Origin of the sequence: Flagellimonas pacifica (assembly GCF_900215465.1) — a bacterium.
In the GTDB taxonomy this organism is placed as follows: domain Bacteria; phylum Bacteroidota; class Bacteroidia; order Flavobacteriales; family Flavobacteriaceae; genus Flagellimonas; species Flagellimonas pacifica.
Map to the genome: position 1 here is coordinate 392,968 of NZ_OBEH01000001.1, position 21,763 is coordinate 414,730.

The following is a 21,763-nucleotide window of genomic DNA, read 5'->3' on the forward strand; positions in this document are numbered from 1 at the left end:
AAGACTTTATATGTAATATTTGTCTTATTTGGAAAGTAAAATTGAGACTGCATTTCCTCCAAAACCTACAGCATTTACCATTACCTTCTGAATTGGTTTGGCTCCAACATCCTGTTTTAAAAATGGAGTTTGAATGTAGGTTTGATTTTGCAACATAAGTAGTGCCATTTCAACACTTAGAAGTCCCGAAGCACCAAAGGTGTGACCTACTTTCCATTTATTGGTTGTTAAAAATGGGATTTTGTTACAAAAAACTTTTTCAATGGCGTTAACTTCGGAGATATCTCCCTTGATTGTACCTGGTGAGTGCATGACCACAATGTCTACTTCTTCAGGGTTCATATCACCAAGTGCCATTTTCATGGAATCTTGAAAACACTGTGCCTCTGTTGAAATGGAAATACTATGTTTCAATGTTTCCGTGGCATATCCAATTCCTGCAATTAAAGCTAATGCATTGGTCTTTTTTCCTTTTTCCAAACAGGCCATCCCCGCTCCTTCACCAAGAACCATGGTGTTTTTCTTCTTTTTTAAATCCAAAGCTTTACATGGGTACTTCCCCTCTTCTTTAGAATAAATCTTTAAAGCCTGCATTTGTGCAATAGTGAATGGGGTTAACGGCGCTTCAGCACCCCCAACTAAGAATTTGTCGGCCATTCCACTTTGAATCCATGCAATTCCATTCAATATGGCATGCAATGCCGTAGAGCAGGTGATTGAATGTGAAATATCTGGTCCTTTGGTTTTTAAATCGTGTGCAACCCATGAGGAAATATTGCCCAAAGTTGTTGTAGGCGATGACAAGGTTGAAGATTTTCCGCTTTCCAAATATTCTTTATGATACTTTTCAAAAAGTGAAGTGGCTCCGCGTGATGACCCTATATTAATCCCAAAATTGTCTGAACTGTTCCAACTTGCTTGTTCCACTGCTTTTCTAGCCGAATACACAGCATAAAGTACCGTCTCATCCAAAGCTGCATACTTAGACTCAGTCTTTCTTAGATCTTGCAAGGAAGCTTTAATATCCTTGGGTAATTTGGAAACCCAAACTTTTTGTGCAGCAATATCAATTTTGGAAAAAGAATGGTTGTTATCCAAATAAGTGCTCCAAACTTCTTCCGCTGAGTTTCCCAACGCTGAGATAGAGGATAATGCTGTTATGGATATTGGTTCTTTTAGCATGCTAAACTATATCCAAGGCGGATTGAATGGTTGAATAAATCTTTTCCATTTGTTCTTGAGAAGTAACAAAGGGTGCCAAGATATAAATGGTATTCCCCAATGGACGTAGAAATACTCCATTCTCCATAAAATGATTGAACAATTTATCTCTTAAATTCCCATAGCGTTCCATCTTCACATTTAAATCCAACGCATATATAACCCCCAACTGCCTTGTTGCAGCAACTTTTGTGTGATTTTTGATTTTAGCATCAAATTCTTGATGCCATTTTATAATGTTCTGGATGTTATCTTGGATTCCCTCCGTTTGCAACAATTCCACAGCCGACAAAGCGGCTGCACAGGCCAAAGGATTTGCCGTATAAGTATGTCCGTGAAATAACCCTTTGGAAATATCATCACTATAAAAAGCCTGATACACCTTTTCTGTACACGTGGTGAGTCCCATGGGAACCAATCCAGCCGTAAGCGCCTTTGAAAGACACATAATGTCCGGTTTGGTTTGTATATGATCAGATGCAAAATATTTTCCTGTTTTACCAAACCCTGTCATGACCTCATCGGCAATGGTCAGGACATCATCTTCTTTCAACAATGCCAATATTTGATTAAGACCATTGGCATCATGCATTTTCATTGCCGCAGCTCCTTGAACCAAAGGCTCATAAATAAATCCTGCAATGTCTTCTTGTTTTAATCTCTCTTTTAAATTGGTTAAAACCTCTCTAATATTTTTTTCGGTCGGAACGGGTATTCTTTCCACTGAAATAAAGAAATCTTCAAATGGCCCATTATAGACCGAAAGTCCTGAAACCGACATCGAACCAAAGGTATCTCCGTGAAATCCCTCTTCAAAGGCCAACAGCACATTCCGTTTTTCACCTTGGTTGAAATGATATTGTAGGGCCATTTTGATTCCAATTTCCGTACTTGTAGAGCCATTGTCCGAAAAGAACAGTTTCTCTTGATTCTCTGGAAGTATCTTTATTAATTCTTCAGATAGTTTAACGGCAGGTTCATGAGTAAATCCGCTAAAGACCACCTGATCCAATCGTAGCATCTGTGCCCTCACTTTTTCCAAGATATAGGGATGGCAATGACCATACATACAAGTGTACCAAGAGGCAATGCCATCAATATATTCCTTGTCATTCTCATCAAAAAGCACAGCCCCCTTAGCTTTGGAAATGCCCAACATCTCAGGGTGGGTCTTATGCTGAGTCAATGGATGCCAAAGATGTTTCTTATCTCTGTCCGATAATTTTTCCAATACAACTGGATTAGTAAAACGCTTCAATTTATCTATCTTGCAAAGATGCTAATAAAACGCATAAAACTCCTTACCAACCATGCTTAAAAAGGCTAACTTGTATTTAACCTTCAATTATCAAGCACTTGATTGGAAAACAGTTTTCTTAATCTTGTTTTTGATTGCTTTTTTTATCCGGTTTCCCTTCTTTTTTCGAGATTACATTGATAGGGATGAAAGTACATTTATCATCATGGGGCAATCATGGGCAGATGGTTATTTACCTTACACCCAGCTTTGGGACCTAAAACCTCCCATTACCTTTTTGTTTTTTGCTCTTGTTATCAAAATTTTTGGGAAGAGTTTTATAGCTATCCGATTTTTTGGAACTCTATTGGTTGTCATTACGTCACTGTTCACATATGGGATTGCCAAAAGGATCGTATCTAAAAAAGTAGGCTTTTGGAGCGCAATTTTCTGCGTTTTCTTTTTAAGTATGTTCGGTAGTTTACAAGGTGTTATGTCAGAACATATTTGCACCTTATTTTTTGTAATGGGAGTTTACCTCCTACTTTTTAAAGAAAGTATGGGCTGGTTTTTTGTTGTCGGCATTCTTTTTGGACTGTCCGTGATGTCCAAATTAAACATGGCCTATCCTTTATTGACCTTGATGGCATATTGGGTTTGGAAAGCCGTCACAGAAAAGCGATTTTGGCATAGTTTTCAGCAGCTTGGTATTCTGGGCATTGGTTTTTTGGTATTGATTGTTTTAACTGCCACTCCCTATTATCTTCAAGGAGAAATTCAAATTTGGTGGGGATCTATTTTTGAAGCGCCCCTGGCTTATGCTGGATCCAAGCAACATTCAATAGTCAAAACGCTACCTTTTGTGTTTGTAGTAGCCATACTATTGTACATAGGGTTTGCATCAAAAGTGATTGATTTCAAATCCAAACCCATTCAAATACTCACAATAGTAATTGTTGGCGTTTTATTTTCATTCATGCAAACTGGCAAAGTAAATGGTCACTATTTAATTCAATTATATCCATTTATCCTAATTCCTGCAGGAGTCGCTGTTAGCAAACTTCCACCAATAAAAAAGAAATATAATATCCTCATTGCCTCGCTCTTGATTCTTCTTCCCATGGAGGCTTATCTAGAATACACCAATGTTATTTCCAATAAGATGGAAAAAGGTTCTTTTTATAATGGGGAGGGAGTTGACATTCCCAACTATATTATTGAAAATAATGTGGATACAAAAAATATCTTTTTTACCGAATATCATATTGGTTATTGGGTGTTAGGGAAAAACCCGCCGACAAAGGCAGTAACACACCCCTACAATATTCAAAGAGAAGAGCTTTTCCCTTTTATGCAGAATGCCAGAAAAACTGGGATACAGGAATTACAATATATAATGGACGTTATTAAACCAAAAACAATAATAGTCCGAGAAGCTGAAAGAATCTATGATGAAGAACTGCCTGAATTCAATTTCTACATGAATTTATGCTTAGCACGTCATTATACATTGACAAAGACCATTGGCAGAGGATTAATTTATCAACGACTAGAAGGACAGTAGAGCAGACCTGAATTGGGTGGCATATTTTTTAACCACTTCCTTATCAAAGCTTTCCTCTTCATTGATCCTACCCAAAAAAAATACTCCAGTTTTTTTAAGAATAATACTTTCAGTAGTTGGGTGTTCATTCCCGCTAAAAATGATGCCAATTTCCAGATTTCTTTCTTGAAGTTTTTCAATGGTCAAGAGTGAATGGTTAATACTTCCCAAATAATGTCGAGAGACCACAATGACCATATCTTCGGGTTGAATAATATCAAAAATCGTATCGATATCATTTAATGGCACCAACAACCCTCCTGCTCCCTCAATCACCAAATGATTTTCTGTTTGTGGAGGAGTAATTTTACTCAATTCGATAGTGATTCCATCAATTTCTGCTGCTGCATGTGGGCTCATGGGTGTGTTCAGCGCATAACTGTTCTTATGGATTTTTGTCTTATTGTTTGAAATGAGATTTTGAATCTTATGGCTGTCAGAATTATCCAAATCTCCTGCTTGGACGGGCTTCCAATAATCGGCCTCAAGTGCTTCTACCACAATGGCAGAAGCTATTGTTTTGCCCACTTCCGTGGATATACCTGTGATAAAAAAGTTCATTGCTGGGCTTTGGTAATAAAATTACAATGGGTACACCGATACTTTTTAGGTTCAAAAAAGGGAAAAAGCTTATAGAATATGGTGTTTCTCAGGTAATGTGTTTCAGATTTACGCTCACCACAGTTTGGACATTTTACAAGAAGCCCATTTTCATCTACTGCATAATTTCGGACTTCATTAAAAATAACTTGTGCCCTTTCTTTGTCAGAATTATAAACTTGTAATTTAATGCCTCCGAGAGCATTACTGGCAAATGGATCTATACTTACAGTGTTTTCATCTTTTAAAACAACTTCAATACCTTCGGCTTCTAGCCTTCCCTTGATTATTTGAACATCCGCCAAAAACTCAAAACTTCCTAAAGTCACTAAATCCTTACTCATATTTGCGCTCTGATTATTTGAAATAAACTCTCTATTTCTTCTTTTGTATTGTACGAATGTAAACAAAATCGAAGTCGTTCCTCTCCGGCTTTTACCGTAGGAGAAAGAATGGGTTTCACATCAAAGCCTTCTTCCCTCAACCGCTTGGATAATTGTTTTACTTTTTGGTTTCCCGGCACTATCAAACAACAGATTGCTGAATCACTCTTAACAAACATACTTCCATACTTCAATAAGCTAATCTGCTTCTTAAAACAATGAATGTTGGAATATAGTTTTTTACGCTGTACTTCACCTTCCTTCATCATAAAACTATATGCAATCAAAACGGAGGCAATAGAATGCGGAGAAAGTGCGGTGGTATAAATCAAACTTCTTGCAAAATTAACGAGATATGCTTTTAATTCACTATTGCACAATATGACTGCCCCATGACTTCCCAGAGCCTTACCAAAGGTAACTACCCTAGCAAAAACTTCTTTTTCCAGTCCTAACTGACAAATCAATCCTTTTCCTTCACCAAAAATTCCTACTGCATGGGCCTCATCCACGATCAAATTATAGTCATTTTCGCTGCAAAACTTTACCAAAGCTTCTAAATCTGGGGAATCGCCATCCATAGAAAAAACGGATTCAGTGATGATGTAAATTTCCGTTTCCATACTTCTCGACTGCACTCGAAGTGACATTTCTACCTTTTGTCTTAAGTCATTTAAATCATTGTGTGCAAACCGATAACTTTTGGCATTACCCATTTTGATGCCATCACGAATGCTGGCATGTATCAATTCATCGTAAAAGATAATGTCTCCACGTTGTGGAACAGAAGAGAAAAAACCAATATTGGCATCATAGCCCGAATTAAATATCAAAGCTGACTCCGAATCGTGGTAATGTGCCAAGAACTCTTCCAAATCACCATACAAAGTATGATTGCCACTTAGCAAGCGAGAGCCGGTAGAGCCGTTTTTGTACAATTGACTTAGATCCAAAAGCTCATCGGTCAATTTGGACAACTCAAAAGTACCCGCCAGCCCCAAATAATCATTAGATGAAAAATCAATAAGGGATTGTTGCTCTGGTAGAATCCTTAAAGCATCTTCCAGTCTTCTTTTCTCCAATTTTTGTTCTAACTTCTTGGGAAGTTTTGCCATAGAACAAATTTAGCATTTACTATCCTTAAACATTATATTTAGTCCTTAATAAACCCATTGGAAGATGAAAATCCCGTTTACTCTTTTTACAATTCTGTTTGCATTGACCACATTTGGACAAACCAACACCTATAAAATTTCATTTGAGAATGCCGTACATCATGAGGCTGCCATTGAAGCTATTTTCCCTAAGTTGACCATGGATACAGTTTCATTTCGAATGAGCAGGACATCTCCTGGAAGATATGCCCTGCATGAATTTGCCAAAAACGTGTATGGATTCAAAGCCGTGGATGGTAAAGGAAATCTATTAAAGATCCATAGGCCAAACCCTTATGAATGGGAAGTGACAGGCCATGATGGCAGCATAAAAATAAGTTACATCCTTTTTGCCAATCGAGGGGGAGGCACCTATTCCCAAATAGACGAAACTCACGCCCATTTGAATATTCCAGCAACATTTATGTATGTGTCTGCTTTAAGCGACCGCAAGATTGAGGTTGAATTTGATGTTCGCAAGGATTTGAATTGGAAAGTGGCTACACAATTGCCCTTGGTTTCTGGAAACACCTTTATGGCACCAAACCTGTATTATTTTATGGATAGTCCAACAGAAATCAGTGATTTCACTTTAAAATCTTTTGAAGTGGATTCAAAAAAGATACAATTGGCCTTGCATCACAATGGAATTGAAGAAGAGGCTTATGAATATTTTGAAAAGGTCAAAAAAACGGTGCTAGAACAAAAAGAGGTATATGGCGAGCTTCCTGAATTTGATTATGGCACTTACACTTTTCTGGCATGTTATATTCCAAATGCCTCTGGTGATGGCATGGAGCACAGGAATTCTACCATCTTAACCAGTACCAGAAGTTTGGCAGATGGAGGAATGAAACGAAATATTGGAACGGTTTCCCATGAATTTTTTCATGCTTGGAATGTGGAACGCATACGTCCACAAAGCTTGGAGCCTTTTGATTTTGAAGCTGCAGATATGAGCGGAGCTCTTTGGTTTGCCGAAGGGTTTACAAGTTATTATACCAATTTAATTTTATGCAGGGCCGGTCTTATTTCCCCTAAAGAATATGTAGAAGGGCTTGCTGGTAATTTCAATTATGTCTGGACTTCTCCGGCTCGACAGTTTTTTAACCCCATTGAGATGAGTTATCAAGCTCCTTTTGTAGATGCGGCTACCTCAGTTGATCCTGTAAACCGAGAAAACACCTTTATCTCCTACTATTCATACGGTAGCGTTTTGGGATTGGCTTTAGACTTATCCTTAAGGCAAAGTGGTTTGAATTTGGATGATTATATGAAATTGGCTTGGCAACGTCATGGAAAAAAGGAAATCCCGTATACCATAGAAAATTTACACACACTACTGAATGAATACGCAGGTAAAACTTTTGGAGATAACTTTTTCAACAAGTATATATATCAAAGCGAGATGCCTAATTATGCAACACTTTTTGAATCTGTTGGGGTAGTTTTAAAACAAAAGAAGGAAGAACCATATTTTGGCGCATATATCTCCATAAGCGAAGATGACGCCAAAGGTACTATTAAAAGTAATCCGAAAATTGGAAGTCCATCTTACAATTCTGCATTGAGTTATGGGGATGTCATCACAAACATCAATGGCGTTCCTTTCTCCAAAGGACAGCGATTAGCTGATTATCTTAAACTATTTAATCAGGGTGATTCGCTACTTGTAAACTTCTCTAGATTTGGTAATACTAAAACCACAACTTTGGTATTGACTCCAAGTCCTAGTTATTCCATAAAATTAATGGAAGATATAGAGCAAAAACCTACGGGCAATATGCTAAAAAACCGAAAGGAATGGCTCAAAAATGAATAGATGATACGCTATATTCAAGCTTCAACAATTAATCATCTTGAACAGATTCTGTTGTTACAGCAACATAACCTTCCCAAAAACCTTACAGATGAAGAAAAGGAATGCGAGGGTTTTCTAACAGTGGAACATTCATTGGAAATTCTAAAAGAAATGAATGATGAGTGTGGTCATATCGTTGCTTTGGAAAATGAAAAAGTGATAGGCTACGCACTTTGTATGCTCCCAAAGTTTGCAGAAAGCATTGAAGTTTTAAAACCCATGTTCCATGAAATCAACAAAGTTGTAAAGGGCAAAGACAACTATATGGTGATGGGACAGATTTGTGTGGCCAAATCACATAGAGGTCATGGTATATTTAGACAACTCTACAAAACCATGAAAGAAAAACTGCCCTATGGTTTTGATACTATCATTACAGAGGTGGATGCTAAAAACCGAAGATCTATGAATGCACATCTAACAGTTGGTTTTACAGAACTCAAAAAGTATTGTTCGGATGGAAAAGATTGGGTTTTAATTATTTTGAAATAAAAAAGCCGCTGCACTTCGACTTCGCTCAGTGACCGCGGCTTTTTAATCTATAATGTTTGTAATTGGCTTAATCTGCCAACACAATAACCTTGTTATCTTTCATTTCAATAGTGCCACTTGAAATGGACAATATGGTTCCTCCATTTGGTCCTTTGGAAAATTTATTTTGAAAATCTTCCTCAATAGTGATATCCCCCTGCACTTTAACATCTCCTTCTTGCAACAAGGAAACTATAGGTGCGTGGTTTTGCAACATCTGAAATTCGCCATTGATACCAGGAACGGTAACCGACGTTACTTCTCCGGCAAACAAAGTGGCTTCTGGTGATACAATTTCTAAATACATTCCTTTTGGTTATGAGTTATGAGTTATGAGTTATGGGTTACGAGTATCAGATTGAAAACTCTGAACTCATAACTTTATAACTCTGAACTTTTATGCCTCGGCCAACATTTTTTCTCCAGCCTCAATAGCATCTTGGATGCTTCCTTTAAGGTTGAATGCAGATTCTGGAAGATGATCTAACTCTCCATCCATAATCATGTTGAAACCTTTAATGGTATCTTTAATGTCTACCAATACTCCAGGGATACCTGTAAACTGCTCGGCAACATGAAAAGGTTGTGACAAGAAACGTTGTACCCTTCTTGCTCTACCTACTGCCAACTTATCCTCTTCAGAAAGTTCTTCCATACCAAGAATGGCAATAATATCCTGTAGTTCTTTATAGCGCTGCAACAACTCCTTTACTCGTTGTGCACATGCGTAGTGATCTTTTCCTAAAATTTCTGCAGTCAAAATTCTTGAAGTTGAATCCAAAGGATCCACAGCAGGATAAATCCCCAACTCAGCAATTTTACGTGAAAGTACAGTTGTAGCATCCAAGTGAGCAAACGTTGTTGCTGGTGCAGGATCCGTTAAATCATCCGCAGGTACGTAAACCGCCTGTACCGATGTAATGGAACCTCTTTTTGTTGATGTAATCCTTTCCTGCATGGCACCCATCTCTGTTGCCAAGGTTGGTTGGTATCCCACCGCTGAAGGCATACGTCCCAAAAGTGCAGATACTTCAGAACCAGCTTGTGTGAAACGGAAGATATTATCTACGAAGAAAAGTACATCTTTTCCTTGACCGTCTCCAGCCCCATCACGGAAATATTCCGCAATGGTCAATCCTGAAAGTGCCACACGTGCACGTGCTCCAGGAGGTTCGTTCATCTGTCCAAAAACGAAAGTTGCTTTGGACTCCTTCATTGCTTTCTTATCTACTTTGGATAAATCCCATCCACCTTCTTCCATGGAGTGCAAGAAATCATCTCCGTATTTGATAATACCTGATTCCAACATCTCACGAAGCAAATCATTTCCTTCACGAGTTCTTTCACCAACACCAGCGAATACAGAAAGACCACCATGTCCTTTTGCAATGTTGTTGATCAATTCCTGAATCAATACTGTTTTACCAACACCAGCACCACCAAACAATCCAATTTTACCTCCTTTTGCGTAAGGCTCAATCAAATCAATTACCTTGATTCCGGTAAAAAGTACTTCGGTAGATGTAGAAAGGTCTTCGAACTTGGGAGCTTCCCTGTGAATTGGAAGTCCGTTATCACCTGTTTTTGGCAAGTTTTCCATCCCATCAATCGCGTCTCCAATTACATTGAAAAGTCGTCCGTAAACATCCTCTCCAATTGGCATTTGAATTGCATTTCCAGTTGCATGAGCTTCAACTCCCCTGCTCAAACCATCAGTTGAGTCCATAGAAATGGTTCTCACCGTGTTTTCTCCAATATGGGATTGAACCTCTAAAACCAACTTGGAACCATCGGCTTTATTGATTTCAAGGGAATCGTAAATTTTTGGGATTTCTGTTCCCGACTCAAACTCAACGTCAATGACCGGGCCTATAATTTGGGCAACCTTACCTGTAACTTTCGACATTACTGTGTTTATTTTTAATTGAATACGAAGGAAAAAACTGCTTTTTTTCCGGCTGCAAAGATATACTATTCCATTTGTAATAAGAAACTTAAAATTTGTTTTTTTAGCAACAAAAAAGGCATCGAAAAATTCGATGCCCTTACTATTTGTTTATGTAATTCTTTTATGGGTTGATTGTCCACGAAATATAGTAGATGGAACCTATATTACCTGTACCAATGGCTTGAAAGTATTCATCTCCCAAAAGGTTTGACCCCCCTGCTTTAAAAACAGATTTAATACTGGGCACTGCATAATTGATCTGTGCGTCCAATACGGTATATGCCGGAACGTCTCCATCTGCAAAAGTTGCTTCCCAGAAGAAACTGTCACTCCATCTGTAGTTAACATTAAATCCAAAGTTTTTGAAAAGCTCTGTATTTCCAAAGGATGCTTTTACTTTATGCTTTGGCGTATTGAAATTGGTTTCAAAATCAGGGAATCTTGCTTTATCAAAATCAAACTCGGCATAGGTGTAATTAACTCCTAAATCAAAATTACCAAGCACTTTGGTATCCACACCAACAGTACCTCCCCAAGAATCAATATCAACCTCAGCGTTAGTATAGGTTTGGTAAGGCTGCCTATCACCATTTTGAAGTGCAAGCAACGAAAGCCCTCCATCTCCGGCAGTTCCATAAAACGGAACCAATACGGTTACATTGGAGATGAAATCCTTATACCTGTTATAATATCCACTAAGATCTATTGTGAATTTTCCTATCTGCCCTCTATAGCCTGCTTCAAAAGCCGTAATCTCTTCTGGTTTAATAACAGAAGTATTAACTGCTTCTGGTGCTCCTGCCAAAACTGAGCTTAAGGAATATGCATTCTCATAAGCGGCACGACCCACTATTTGGGTTGTTGCTGATTGCCCTAAATCATCTTGTGCTTTTTGGCTAATATTAAAAGTCCTCACATCTTTATCTAAATTAGAAGGAGCGGAACCTACCAAAATTGCCGACCCGGCATTTAGACCAATAAAAAGGTCTTGGGTTGTTGGATTTCTAAAACCTTGTTGCGCGGAAACTCGAAAATTATGATTTCTTTTTTCTCCAGCGGTGTATGACAATGAAAGCCTTGGTGAAAGGAATCCATCAAAGAATTCATTTTTGTCATAACGTGCAGATCCGGTAAACTTAACCCTATCATCAAGGAATTTTTTCTGTAGCTGAACGTATGCGCCATACTCATTGTATTTGATAGGTCCATCTGAATCAGTGAAGATGGTTCCCCCAGAATTTAATTCATATTCACGGAAAGAACCTCCAATTTGCACATCTGCCCAATCATCGATTAAATGTGCCAAATTGTAGTTCCCGTTTACGTGACGGAATTTAGTATTGTCGATAAATTTGGCCCCACTTGTTAAATCTCCATTACTGATAACAGAATTAAATGCGCTTTGAAACTGTGGGGTCCCTGGCACAAGTCGACCAGTGTCCGCTGCTTGTCTTGCGGCTGCATGAGCTGCAACAGATGCCTGCTCTCTAGTTAAGCCCCCAGCCTGAACACCGCCCAAGAAAGTAGGTATGTAGGTTTGGGCATATTCCGTGAACCATTGTGTGTCTGATTTCCATGCCCTGTTTACATTAATTGCAGCGAAACGGGTGTCATACGAATCGCCCGAATTTTCTGTAGTAATATATCCTCTAAGGAAAAAGTTCTTGTTTCTAAACTCTAGCTTGTGCTGTTGAAGAATAAAATTCTTCACAGAGTATCTATTGGCTCCTTGATAAATTGTGTTTCCACGCCCTACTCTTCCGTTATATATGATTTCGAAATCATCTGCAAACGGTCTGTAGTACACAGAAAAGTCTGATTTAACACTTTGTGCATCATAATTGGCCAAGTCTCTTTCTTCATAACCGGTTCTAGAAACTTGGGCAGCGCCGACGGTTCCGGTAGGCAAGCCAGCAGCAGCATCAAAGTTCAATAAAGTTGTAACCTCATCACCGTAGACATTCAATCCATTATAATTAGGGTTTGTCCTATCTGCTCCCAAATTGTCCAAATCCATTGTGTTAACAGCATGCCAATCTTCTCCTTTCAAAAAAGACAGGTTGGCCTTAACGGCCAATTTATCACTAAATGCATGTGCTACTCTAATTCCAAAATCATAATAATTATTATCACCAGCTGCCTCTTGAGATGTTATTCCAGTTTTGCCATAGGCACTGATTCCTTGAAAATCAAAAGGACTCTTACTGGTCATAAATAGTATACCGTTAAAAGCACCTGCTCCATACAAGGCCGAAGAAGCCCCAGGTAAAATTTCAATACTTTGTACTTCAAGCTCCGACATCCCCACTAGGTTACCCAAAACAAAATTTAGCCCTGGCGCCGAGTTATCCATACCATCTACCAATTGCAAAAATCTGTTATTGGAAAATGCCGCAAACCCCCTCGTATTAATGGATTGGAACGTTAAGCTATTCGTATTGATATCAACTCCTTTTAAATTTTGTAAGCCTCCGTAAAAGGATTCAGCCGTAGTATTCTTAATTTCCTTTAGTCCAAAGCGTTCAACAGATACGGGAGATTCAAAAATACGTTCCGGTGTTCTGGAAGCAGAAATTACAATCTCATCCAAAAGCGTTGATGCTTCATTAAGTGTTATGGAAAGTGTTTGATTATTAGATGTCACATTTGCTGTGAAATCCGAAAATCCAATGGCTGTAAATTGAAGTTGAAACGGGGGTTGTTCTGAAGTATTGAACGTGAAGTTTCCATCGAAATCAGAAGTAGTTCCTTCTGCTTTTCCAACCAGTACCACATTGGCTCCCGGGATAGGTTCATTATTTTCATCTACTACCTTTCCCTGTACTGTAGTCTGCGCATAAGAAACAACACCAAACAGCATAAGGGAAATGATTATTAGTCTTCTCATTAGCTTTGAATTTGAGTTAAAATAGTTTTAAGTACCTGTTAAGTATTGGAGGTGGAAGATACATTTTTTTTCATTTGATTTCTACTAAATTGAAAAAAAATTATGCATGCATAATACTTTTTTACTAAAAAAAACATGTATTGACTACGTATTTAACAAATAAAGACACCTAATTAGGTGTCTTTATTAGATTTTTATGATTTTCCAAAGTTACTCTACGGTAACCGATTTTGCCAAATTCCTAGGTTGATCTACATTACATCCTCTCATAACAGCTATATGGTAAGATAGTAATTGCAAGGGTATTGTTGTTAACAAAGGAGAAAGGCTTTCAGAAGTCTCGGGTATTTCCAATACATGATCTGCCAGTTCCTTAACTGTCTTGTCACCTTCGGTAACAATAGCTATGATTCTACCACTTCTAGATTTGATTTCCTGAATATTGCTAACCACTTTTTCATAATGTCCTTTTTTAGTAGCAATGACCACAACGGGCATTTGTTCATCAATCAAAGCAATTGGACCATGTTTCATCTCTGCTGCAGGATATCCCTCTGCATGAATATAACTAATCTCTTTAAGTTTTAATGCTCCTTCCAAAGCCACCGGAAAATTATATCCGCGACCAAGGTACAGACAGTTGGTCGAGTCTTTATAGATTTCAGAAATATCCGCGACCAATTCATTAGACAGCAATGTCTTTTCAACTTTTGCAGGAACTCCTTCCAATTCTGCTAAATACTCATGATATTTAGATTCAGAGAGCATACCCTTTTCATGTGCCAATTTTAGGGCAATTAAAGTAAGAACGGTAATTTGGGTAGTAAAAGCTTTTGTAGAGGCCACTCCAATTTCAGGTCCGGCATGGGTATATGCTCCGGCATGAGTTTCTCTTGCAATGGATGAGCCAACAACATTACATACACCAAATACAAATGCACCCTTTTCTTTCGCCAATTTGATAGCAGCCAAGGTATCTGCAGTTTCTCCAGATTGTGATATCGCAATTAAAACATCATTCTCGGTTATAACCGGGTTTCTATAACGAAACTCAGATGCGTATTCCACCTCTACCGGAATCCTAGCTAAATCCTCAAAAATATACTCAGCTACAAGACCCGCATGCCATGAAGTTCCGCAGGCAACAATTATAATTCTATTTGCATTAAGGAATTTTTCCAAATTCTGGTCAATCCCAGCCATTCTGATAATTCCTTGATCCGCCAACAAACGCCCTCTATACGTATCCATTATGGCTCTGGGCTGCTCATAAATTTCTTTGAGCATAAAATGGTCATAACCTCCTTTTTCTATCTCTTCAAGGTTTAATTGAAGTTCAAGAATATTTGGATAGGCTATTGCATCGTCCTTAATTTTTCGCAACTTGATTTCCTTACCAATACGAATTATGGCCATTTCCTCGTCTTCCAAATAAACAGCATTATTGGTAAACTCAATAAATGGCGAAGCATCTGATGCTATGAAATATTCATTTTCCCCTATTCCAATTGCCAATGGACTTCCCAATTTGGCAACAACAATCTCATCTGGTTTGTTTTTATCAAAAACAGCGATTGCATATGCCCCAACAACTTGATTCAATGCTATTTGGACGGCCTTACCCAATTTAACGCCCTCTTTTTTCTTTACTTCTTCAATAAGGTTTACCAAAACCTCGGTATCCGTATCAGATTCAAAGGTATATCCACGCTCAATGAGTGCTTTTTTTATAGCCTCATAATTCTCAATAATTCCGTTATGGATAATTACCAGGTCGCCCGAATTAGAATAATGTGGATGAGAATTAACATCATTAGGAACTCCGTGAGTTGCCCATCTGGTATGTCCAAGACCCAATTTTCCATCAACTGCAATAGTAGCTTCTGATTTTTTCTTTAAATCCTCTACTTTACCTTTAGTTTTGGACAGGTGGGTTTCTTTTCCATCAAATAGTACAATCCCAGCACTATCGTATCCCCTGTATTCAAGTCTCTGAAGTCCTTTTATTATGACGGGATATGCATCCCTGTGACCAATGTATCCAACAATTCCACACATAAGACCAATTTTAAGTAGTTAATAGTTTGAGTTATGTGCAAATTTAGTATTACAATTGGGATAATTAGTATCACAAAGGTTCTAACGCAGAAAAAATCTGCAAACGGCAATTAAAATGGCTTATCTGTTGGCTTTGGTATAATAAATCTCCAATTTCAGCTTTTTATCACTGCTCACTCCTTCACCACTGCCATAAAGCACGGTACCTAAGGGGCTTACAGCCGACATAAGAGGGAAATTAATATTAGGAGATTCATTACTCATCGATTCAGAAACCCTAGAATCCAATATATTAGAGGTTAATGTAAGCGCTAGCTTGGCATTGGTGGAATCCCGAATAATTAGATTATTGATATGATCAGTAATCCTGAAAGTATATTTTAGCCCTTTATTATCCTTTTTTTCGAGAATACCATCAAAATCCAAAAAGCGACCCAATGGTTCATCAACATCACCTCTTTCATTGTTTGGATTAAATATAATACGGCTTGTCTCCGCATTATAAAGGTTCAATCTAGGTGGTTCATCAACAGCTCCATCTCCCAACGTTGTTCTGTCAACATAAAAAACCAGATTTGCCTCATTAATAATCCAATTATTTAATTTTATCTCGTTGATAATATCTTCTCCGCCATTTTCAAATTCATCAAACAATCTAATTTCGGTAAAAGTTCCGGCTCCTCCTTTTACATATATTTTTGAAGCATTTTCCCCATTGTCCAATGCATTTGATATTTCCGGCAAATACGCATCGTTGGAAAAGCTATTTACTGCGTTCCCAGTAATTATTCCATTACTACTGTTTCGAACAAGCAGATTAAATACAAAATCCCTTTCTACAGTCTCCACCTCTTCATCTTCAGTGTTATAATCCTGGTAATCATAGGTCACCGTTATTGTGGCTTGAGTAAGGTCCAACAAAAACATCAGGTTTTCCGTATCTGTGTTTCCAGATAATCGTATGCCTCTAAAAAAATCATTGAAATTAGCTTGACTCAACAGCTCAGACTGCCCTTCCTTATCCAATATTTCTTGAAAAAAATCAATGTCCAAAGGCACTCTAATGCCTGGTGCTATTCTATTTTTTACTTGCTTAGATTCATCGACATCAGTAGTCTCCGGATCATCTTCATTAAAAACAAGTTCTTCTTGATTATTAATGGTAATCTCATCGTTAAAAAGCACTACTCCTTCAAAAGCGGAAAAATCCTTATTGGAGAAATATTCTTGTCTTTCTTCAAAATTTGAATTTGGGTCTAAATCCCTAAGAAAAAATGTGGAAGTGGTTACCTTTAAATTAAAAGGCAACTCTCTATCTCCATATATACTGTCCAAATCAAACCTTTTAGGAAAAGTGTTGGCCACAAAATCATCGCCTGTCCCATCTTCATCAGCATCAAAAGGGTCCGAACCTAAAATACGTTCGTCATTATCACTTACCCCATCACCATCTTCATCTGAGTTTGGATCGTCCGGATCGTTATCAAATTCATCATCTACGCCATCACCATCACTATCTTTCAAAGAAGTTGGGGGAAGCAGAAATGGAATATGTAAGTATACTTTTTTTACAGTTTCCTCTTCAGGGATAGTACTAGCTGAGTCATCATCATTTGCCTTATCCTCAGAAGCTTGTGATAAATCTCCAAAGGTTGGATTTCCTTGACCCCCTGGCAACGCTATTTGAGATACAATACTGGCATTTGTTTTCCCAAAAACTGGGTCGTTAAATGTTCCCAATTGATATAACGGAAGTTGATTGGTCTGAACAGCCTGTATTCCCCTGTTAAAAGCAAAAACATCATATGTTTCTTTGCCTGTTGTAAAAGGCTCCCCGGCAACAACTCCTTCTCCCAAGGTCCTGGTCAGTTCATCTTCACAGGAAGTGGTTATTAGAAACAAAGCCCCAACCAAAGCCGAAACTTTTATAATCCTAGAAAATTTCATGCAATTTATTTTAAAACTTCTGTTTGATAGAAATTTGTGTATGCATCCTCTGCTTCTTGAAGAGAAACATAGGGCAGTACAGGTTTGGAAAGATTTGCAATATGATTTTTCAATTCCTCTGGCACCTCTTCCGAGGCTAAAATAATGGCATCAGAATAATCTACTGCTACTTTTAACAAATTATTATAGTCAGGACTGGAAAGAACCGAGACACTCTCTTCTTCAATACCATCAAAAGCTATTTTATTCTTCATCTCGCCGTCCAAAGCTCCTTCATAACCCCTATCATATACAGATGTTACTATTTTACTATCTGCAAAAAGTGGTTCATCCGCATAATACTTACGAAGATAAAGTGGGAGTAAAGAGGCCATCCATCCATGAACATGAATGATATCCGGGGACCAATTTAATTTTTTAACCGTTTCAACTACTCCTTTTGCGAAGAAAATGGCCCGCTCATCATTGTCTGGGAATAAATTTCCATCAGCATCGGCAAACGTTGCCTTTCTTTTGAAGTATTCCTCATTATCAATGAAATATACTTGAATTCGTTCTTTGGGAATTGAAGCCACTTTGATGATAAGAGGCATATCCATATCATTGATCACCAAATTCATCCCTGATAAACGTATTACTTCATGTAATTGATGCCTTCTTTCATTGATACTCCCATATCTGGGCATAAAAATTCGTATTTGCCCACCATTACTGTTCACCATTCTAGGCGCTTCGTAAGACATTAAGGATACTTGATTCTCTGGGAGGTAAGGCACTAATTCAGAAGATACAAACAATATCTTTTTACCATTCATAAACACTTTCTTTTGCTGATCTGAAAAACGTAGGCGCAAAAGTACAAAAATTATGCTGATTAGCAGTATTTATAGTATTTTTGCACGCTTTTGAATTGCTTTATGCATGTATTTGACCGGAAAAAGGAACTCTCACTCTTTCTAGAAACGGAAAGAAGTAAAAACCACACCATTGGTTTGGTTCCCACAATGGGGGCCCTACACCAAGGCCACATTTCGTTGGTCAAAACAGCACTTGCACAAAATGATCTGGTAATCGTTAGTGTTTTTGTGAACCCTACGCAGTTTGACAAAAAGGACGATCTAAAAAAATATCCCCGAGATCTGCAAAAAGATATTGAACTCTTAAAAAATGTTTCCAGGAACATTGTGGTCTTTACCCCTTCCGTAGATGAAATTTATGGGGATGATGTAACATCCCAATCCTATGAGTTTGATGGTCTGGACAAAGTAATGGAGGGAGCATTCAGGGAAGGGCATTTTGATGGAGTGGGAACAATTGTTGAGTTATTCCTCAGAACAGTTTCGCCCAACAACGCATATTTTGGTGAAAAGGACTTTCAGCAACTCCAAATCATCAGAAAAATGGTAAAATCAAAAAAACTGCCCTATCAAATTGTAGGTTGCCCCATTGAAAGGGAACCAAACGGTTTGGCCATGAGTTCCCGGAATGAACGCTTGTCAAAAAAAGTCAGGGAAGAAGCAAGTTTTATCTATAAAACACTACTAACTGCCAAAACAAAATTTGGCACGGAAAGTGCACATATCATTTTGGATTGGGTAAAATTCCAATTTGAAAAAAACAAAATGTTGGAGTTGGAATATTTTCAAATTGCAGAAGAAGAAACATTGGCGCCAACACTTAAAAAGGAAGTAGATAAAAAATATAGAGCGTTTATAGCCGTTTATGCCGAAGACGTTCGTTTGATCGACAACCTAAGACTGAATTAATTAATTTTGCACCATGCAAGTAGAAGTTGTAAAATCCAAAATCCATAGAGTAAAGGTCACTGGGGCCGACCTCAATTATATTGGTAGCATAACCATTGATGAAGATTTGATGGATGCAGCAAACATAATTAGAGGAGAAAAAGTGCAAATCGTGAACAACAATAATGGAGAACGATTAGAAACGTACGCAATTCCAGGGCCAAGAGGTTCTGGCGAGCTTACTCTTAATGGAGCAGCTGCTAGAAGGGTTGCCGTTGGAGATGTATTGATTCTTATAACCTATGCATGGATGGGCATTGAAGAAGCTAAATCCTTTAATCCAGCATTGGTTTTCCCAAATGAGGAAACCAACCTTTTGAACTAGTTTTGAACAATTCGCTCAAAAAGTTTCTGAAAATTGCCGTTCCTATCCTAATTGGTTTAGGGCTTGTTTTTTATTCCTATTCCTCAACAACACCAGAGGAGCGAACAAGAATACTGGAAGCCATCAAAAACGCAAATCCAATTTGGGTGATTTTATCAATTTTCATTGGAATCTTAAGTCATATTTCTAGAGCAATTCGATGGAATTATCTTCTGCATCCAATGGGGTATCGCCCTAAGTTATTGAATAATGTCCTCATCATTCTTACTGCATATTTTGCCAATACTTTGGTGCTTCGTTCTGGGGAATTTTTGCGTGCCACGGCATTGAACACCTATGAAAATGTTCCTTTTGAAAAAGGATTTGGCACAATCGTAACAGAAAGAATTATCGATGTGATCATGTTGCTCCTCATAATATTAATGGCACTTCTGGTACAAACCGATGTAATTCTAGGCATCTTGGAAGAAAACGGTATCGGCTTGGCAGGTTCACTTGGACTACTTTTGGCAGGAGTCCTAGGCCTTTTTATTGCAATACGCATCATTAAAAAATCCACCTCCAAATTTGCCCTCAAAATAAAAAAGTTTCTAAACGGGTTATTAGATGGGGTGCTAAGTATATTCAAGATGAAGCAAAGAGGTGCCTTTATCTTTCACACTCTTTTTATCTGGGCATGCTATATTGCCATGTTCTGGGTGATAAAGTTCACTGTTCCCGAAACAAGCGAGTTACCCCTAGGAGCATTTTTAGTCGCCTTTGTTGCCGGAGCTTTTGCCATGGCAACCACTAACGGTGGTTTGGGGCTCTTCCCTATTGTCGTCACCGCCGCTTTATCGGTTTATGGTATTAGCAAGACCTCTGGTGATGCCTACGGCTGGATCATGTGGACTGCGCAGACCCTGATGGTGGTTGTTTTTGGGACAATATCCTTTGTAGTCTTACCGTTATTGAATAGAAATCGGTAAACCCCTACCACTTAAAAACTTTACCAAATGAAAAGATGTCTATTTCTCCTAATAGGCCTAATCTGTTTTAACCTTGGAGCCCAGGTTAAAAAAGAAATTTTTGAATCTTTCAAACTCCAGGAACGAAGAGGTGTCTCCTATTACTTCCCCGAAGATTATACCGATGACAAAAAATACCCCCTATTGGTGGTACTAGATGCCGAATATCTATTCGATATTGTCGTTGCCAACGCTAAATTTTATAGCAATTACCATAGAATGCCGGAAGCCATTATCGTGGGGATAGACCAAGCCGAAAATGACCTTAGATGGGAAGATTGTGATTTTGAACAGACCACTGGTTTGCCTACTGAAAAAGGAGCCAAGTTTTATGAGTTTTTAGGTACCGAGCTTATCCCGTATTTAGAAACCAATTACAACATTGCCCCATTTAAAATGTTTATTGGGTACGACATTACAGCAAACTTTGGCAATTACTATCTATTTAAGGATAAATCGTTGTTCAACTCCTATTTGTCCATATCACCCGTGTTGGCCACAGAGATGGAAAGTAGGGTTCCATCAAGATTATCTGATTTAAATCAAGAAATCTTTTACAATATTGTTCTCGAAAAGGAAAAAACTGAAGACCGTCAGCGCATTTTGCAAATGAACAATGCCATAAAATCCATTAGCAAAGAATCATTACATTATTTCTTTGATGAATATGACAATGCAGATCATACTTCCATTGCAGCCTATGGAATAAGCAAAGCTTTTGACAATGTGTTTAAAATATTCAGACCAATAAGTCCCAAAGAATACAAAACTGAAATTCTTACTTCGGATGAACCTGTTTTTAAGTACATGGAAGATCGCTATAATATGATTGAAAAACTCCTTGGTTTTGAAAAACCTGTGGAACTTAACGACATCATGGCCATCTATGCCGCTTGTTTGAAAAAAGAGGACTTTGAATCTTTAAAACCCCTTTCAGAAGTGTGCAAAAAACAATTTCCGGACACTATGATGGGCTTTTATTTTGAAGGTGAATATTATGAACAACTCGGCGAACCCAAAAAAGCCTTTAAGACTTTTGAAAAAGCATTCCAAATGGAAGAAATCGACTTTTTGACCAAGGATATGGCTCTCGAAAAAATAGACGCCCTTAAAGCAGATTTCGGTTACTAGATTTCTGGATTATTAGATTACTGGATTAGTTGGCATATATTTCCAACAGTCCAACCATCCAAAAA

The 21,763-nt window shown here is 38.1% G+C and carries 18 protein-coding genes; 7 read left to right on the forward strand and 11 right to left on the reverse strand.

All coding sequences use genetic code 11. The features are described 5' to 3' along the window. Nucleotides 1-24 precede the first annotated feature (24 nt). Together CRO15_RS01755 and bioA are read right to left on the reverse strand one after the other, a co-directional pair. Complete coding sequence (locus tag CRO15_RS01755; RefSeq protein WP_097044029.1) at nucleotides 25-1,182, reverse strand: beta-ketoacyl synthase N-terminal-like domain-containing protein; 1,158 nt, start codon at nucleotides 1,180-1,182, stop codon at nucleotides 25-27. A 1-nt stretch (nucleotide 1,183) separates the two neighbouring features. Continuing rightward, nucleotides 1,184-2,479, reverse strand: a complete 1,296-nt coding sequence (bioA, locus tag CRO15_RS01760; protein ID WP_243396879.1) for an adenosylmethionine--8-amino-7-oxononanoate transaminase — start codon at nucleotides 2,477-2,479, stop codon at nucleotides 1,184-1,186. Nucleotides 2,480-2,531: 52 nt separating this feature from the next. On the opposite strand from bioA, the gene CRO15_RS01765 reads away from it, so the two are divergent. Then, on the forward strand, nucleotides 2,532-4,022 hold the full coding sequence (locus CRO15_RS01765) for an ArnT family glycosyltransferase (RefSeq protein ID WP_097044031.1): 1,491 nt from the start codon (nucleotides 2,532-2,534) through the stop codon (nucleotides 4,020-4,022). Here the strand turns inward: CRO15_RS01765 and bioD are convergent. The 3 genes from bioD to CRO15_RS01780 are packed head-to-tail and all read right to left on the reverse strand — an operon-like array spanning nucleotide 4,008 to nucleotide 6,159. After that, nucleotides 4,008-4,622, reverse strand: coding sequence for a dethiobiotin synthase (gene bioD, locus CRO15_RS01770; protein ID WP_097044032.1), 615 nt, complete (start codon nucleotides 4,620-4,622; stop codon nucleotides 4,008-4,010). The genes CRO15_RS01765 and bioD overlap by 15 nt on opposite strands. Then, nucleotides 4,619-5,005, reverse strand: coding sequence for a putative signal transducing protein (locus CRO15_RS01775; protein ID WP_097044033.1), 387 nt, complete (start codon nucleotides 5,003-5,005; stop codon nucleotides 4,619-4,621). The genes bioD and CRO15_RS01775 overlap by 4 nt, the downstream gene beginning before the upstream one ends. After that, entirely contained in the window at nucleotides 5,002-6,159 is a 1,158-nt protein-coding gene (locus CRO15_RS01780; protein WP_097044035.1) for an aminotransferase class I/II-fold pyridoxal phosphate-dependent enzyme, read from the reverse strand. Before CRO15_RS01780 ends, CRO15_RS01775 begins: the two co-directional genes overlap by 4 nt. Nucleotides 6,160-6,223: 64 nt before the next feature. On the opposite strand from CRO15_RS01780, the gene CRO15_RS01785 reads away from it, so the two are divergent. Next, on the forward strand, nucleotides 6,224-8,020 hold the full coding sequence (locus tag CRO15_RS01785; RefSeq protein WP_097044037.1) for a M61 family metallopeptidase: 1,797 nt from the start codon (nucleotides 6,224-6,226) through the stop codon (nucleotides 8,018-8,020). Continuing rightward, the gene (locus CRO15_RS01790) at nucleotides 8,021-8,551 is read left to right on the forward strand and encodes a GNAT family N-acetyltransferase (RefSeq protein ID WP_097044039.1); all 531 of its coding nucleotides are present in this window, start codon (nucleotides 8,021-8,023) and stop codon (nucleotides 8,549-8,551) included. It abuts the gene before it with no gap. Nucleotides 8,552-8,618: 67 nt separating this feature from the next. On the opposite strand, the gene CRO15_RS01795 is transcribed toward CRO15_RS01790, so the two are convergent. From CRO15_RS01795 to CRO15_RS01820, 6 genes are all read right to left on the reverse strand, one after another. Continuing rightward, complete coding sequence (locus CRO15_RS01795) at nucleotides 8,619-8,897, reverse strand: F0F1 ATP synthase subunit delta/epsilon (protein ID WP_097044041.1); 279 nt, start codon at nucleotides 8,895-8,897, stop codon at nucleotides 8,619-8,621. A gap of 90 nt (nucleotides 8,898-8,987) precedes the next feature. After that, nucleotides 8,988-10,496, reverse strand: coding sequence for a F0F1 ATP synthase subunit beta (gene atpD / locus CRO15_RS01800; RefSeq protein ID WP_097044042.1), 1,509 nt, complete (start codon nucleotides 10,494-10,496; stop codon nucleotides 8,988-8,990). 163 nt (nucleotides 10,497-10,659) lie between these two features. Then, the gene (locus tag CRO15_RS01805; protein ID WP_097044044.1) at nucleotides 10,660-13,425 is read right to left on the reverse strand and encodes a TonB-dependent receptor; all 2,766 of its coding nucleotides are present in this window, start codon (nucleotides 13,423-13,425) and stop codon (nucleotides 10,660-10,662) included. 210 nt (nucleotides 13,426-13,635) lie between these two features. Beyond that, a complete protein-coding gene (gene glmS, locus CRO15_RS01810) occupies nucleotides 13,636-15,483 on the reverse strand; it encodes a glutamine--fructose-6-phosphate transaminase (isomerizing) (protein ID WP_097044045.1) in 1,848 nt (615 codons plus the stop codon). A 120-nt stretch (nucleotides 15,484-15,603) separates the two neighbouring features. Further along, the gene (locus CRO15_RS01815; RefSeq protein ID WP_097044047.1) at nucleotides 15,604-17,430 is read right to left on the reverse strand and encodes a DUF4270 domain-containing protein; all 1,827 of its coding nucleotides are present in this window, start codon (nucleotides 17,428-17,430) and stop codon (nucleotides 15,604-15,606) included. A 5-nt stretch (nucleotides 17,431-17,435) separates the two neighbouring features. Continuing rightward, the gene (locus tag CRO15_RS01820; protein WP_097044049.1) at nucleotides 17,436-18,245 is read right to left on the reverse strand and encodes a glycogen/starch synthase; all 810 of its coding nucleotides are present in this window, start codon (nucleotides 18,243-18,245) and stop codon (nucleotides 17,436-17,438) included. A gap of 102 nt (nucleotides 18,246-18,347) precedes the next feature. On the opposite strand from CRO15_RS01820, the gene panC reads away from it, so the two are divergent. From panC to CRO15_RS01840, 4 genes are read left to right on the forward strand one after another with little or no spacing between them, the layout of a single operon-like run. Beyond that, the gene (gene panC, locus CRO15_RS01825; RefSeq protein ID WP_097044051.1) at nucleotides 18,348-19,196 is read left to right on the forward strand and encodes a pantoate--beta-alanine ligase; all 849 of its coding nucleotides are present in this window, start codon (nucleotides 18,348-18,350) and stop codon (nucleotides 19,194-19,196) included. Nucleotides 19,197-19,209: 13 nt separating this feature from the next. Further along, on the forward strand, nucleotides 19,210-19,560 hold the full coding sequence (panD, locus tag CRO15_RS01830; RefSeq protein WP_097044053.1) for an aspartate 1-decarboxylase: 351 nt from the start codon (nucleotides 19,210-19,212) through the stop codon (nucleotides 19,558-19,560). 2 nt (nucleotides 19,561-19,562) lie between these two features. Continuing rightward, on the forward strand, nucleotides 19,563-20,528 hold the full coding sequence (locus CRO15_RS01835) for a lysylphosphatidylglycerol synthase transmembrane domain-containing protein (protein WP_097044055.1): 966 nt from the start codon (nucleotides 19,563-19,565) through the stop codon (nucleotides 20,526-20,528). 27 nt (nucleotides 20,529-20,555) lie between these two features. Next, the gene (locus CRO15_RS01840) at nucleotides 20,556-21,698 is read left to right on the forward strand and encodes an alpha/beta hydrolase (protein ID WP_097044057.1); all 1,143 of its coding nucleotides are present in this window, start codon (nucleotides 20,556-20,558) and stop codon (nucleotides 21,696-21,698) included. The last annotated feature ends 65 nt before the right edge of the window (nucleotides 21,699-21,763 follow it).

What these genes read in the sequence shown, in the direction of transcription:
- CRO15_RS01755 (WP_097044029.1), bottom strand. Translation starts at nt 1,182, where the DNA reads ATGCTAAAAGAACCAATATCCATAACAGCATTATCCTCTATCTCAGCG.
- CRO15_RS01765 (WP_097044031.1), top strand. Translation starts at nt 2,532, where the DNA reads ATGCTTAAAAAGGCTAACTTGTATTTAACCTTCAATTATCAAGCACTT.
- bioD (WP_097044032.1), bottom strand. Translation starts at nt 4,622, where the DNA reads ATGAACTTTTTTATCACAGGTATATCCACGGAAGTGGGCAAAACAATA.
- CRO15_RS01775 (WP_097044033.1), bottom strand. Translation starts at nt 5,005, where the DNA reads ATGAGTAAGGATTTAGTGACTTTAGGAAGTTTTGAGTTTTTGGCGGAT.
- CRO15_RS01780 (WP_097044035.1), bottom strand. Translation starts at nt 6,159, where the DNA reads ATGGCAAAACTTCCCAAGAAGTTAGAACAAAAATTGGAGAAAAGAAGA.
- CRO15_RS01785 (WP_097044037.1), top strand. Translation starts at nt 6,224, where the DNA reads ATGAAAATCCCGTTTACTCTTTTTACAATTCTGTTTGCATTGACCACA.
- CRO15_RS01790 (WP_097044039.1), top strand. Translation starts at nt 8,021, where the DNA reads ATGATACGCTATATTCAAGCTTCAACAATTAATCATCTTGAACAGATT.
- CRO15_RS01795 (WP_097044041.1), bottom strand. Translation starts at nt 8,897, where the DNA reads ATGTATTTAGAAATTGTATCACCAGAAGCCACTTTGTTTGCCGGAGAA.
- atpD (WP_097044042.1), bottom strand. Translation starts at nt 10,496, where the DNA reads ATGTCGAAAGTTACAGGTAAGGTTGCCCAAATTATAGGCCCGGTCATT.
- CRO15_RS01805 (WP_097044044.1), bottom strand. Translation starts at nt 13,425, where the DNA reads ATGAGAAGACTAATAATCATTTCCCTTATGCTGTTTGGTGTTGTTTCT.
- glmS (WP_097044045.1), bottom strand. Translation starts at nt 15,483, where the DNA reads ATGTGTGGAATTGTTGGATACATTGGTCACAGGGATGCATATCCCGTC.
- CRO15_RS01815 (WP_097044047.1), bottom strand. Translation starts at nt 17,430, where the DNA reads ATGAAATTTTCTAGGATTATAAAAGTTTCGGCTTTGGTTGGGGCTTTG.
- CRO15_RS01820 (WP_097044049.1), bottom strand. Translation starts at nt 18,245, where the DNA reads ATGAATGGTAAAAAGATATTGTTTGTATCTTCTGAATTAGTGCCTTAC.
- panC (WP_097044051.1), top strand. Translation starts at nt 18,348, where the DNA reads ATGCATGTATTTGACCGGAAAAAGGAACTCTCACTCTTTCTAGAAACG.
- panD (WP_097044053.1), top strand. Translation starts at nt 19,210, where the DNA reads ATGCAAGTAGAAGTTGTAAAATCCAAAATCCATAGAGTAAAGGTCACT.
- CRO15_RS01840 (WP_097044057.1), top strand. Translation starts at nt 20,556, where the DNA reads ATGAAAAGATGTCTATTTCTCCTAATAGGCCTAATCTGTTTTAACCTT.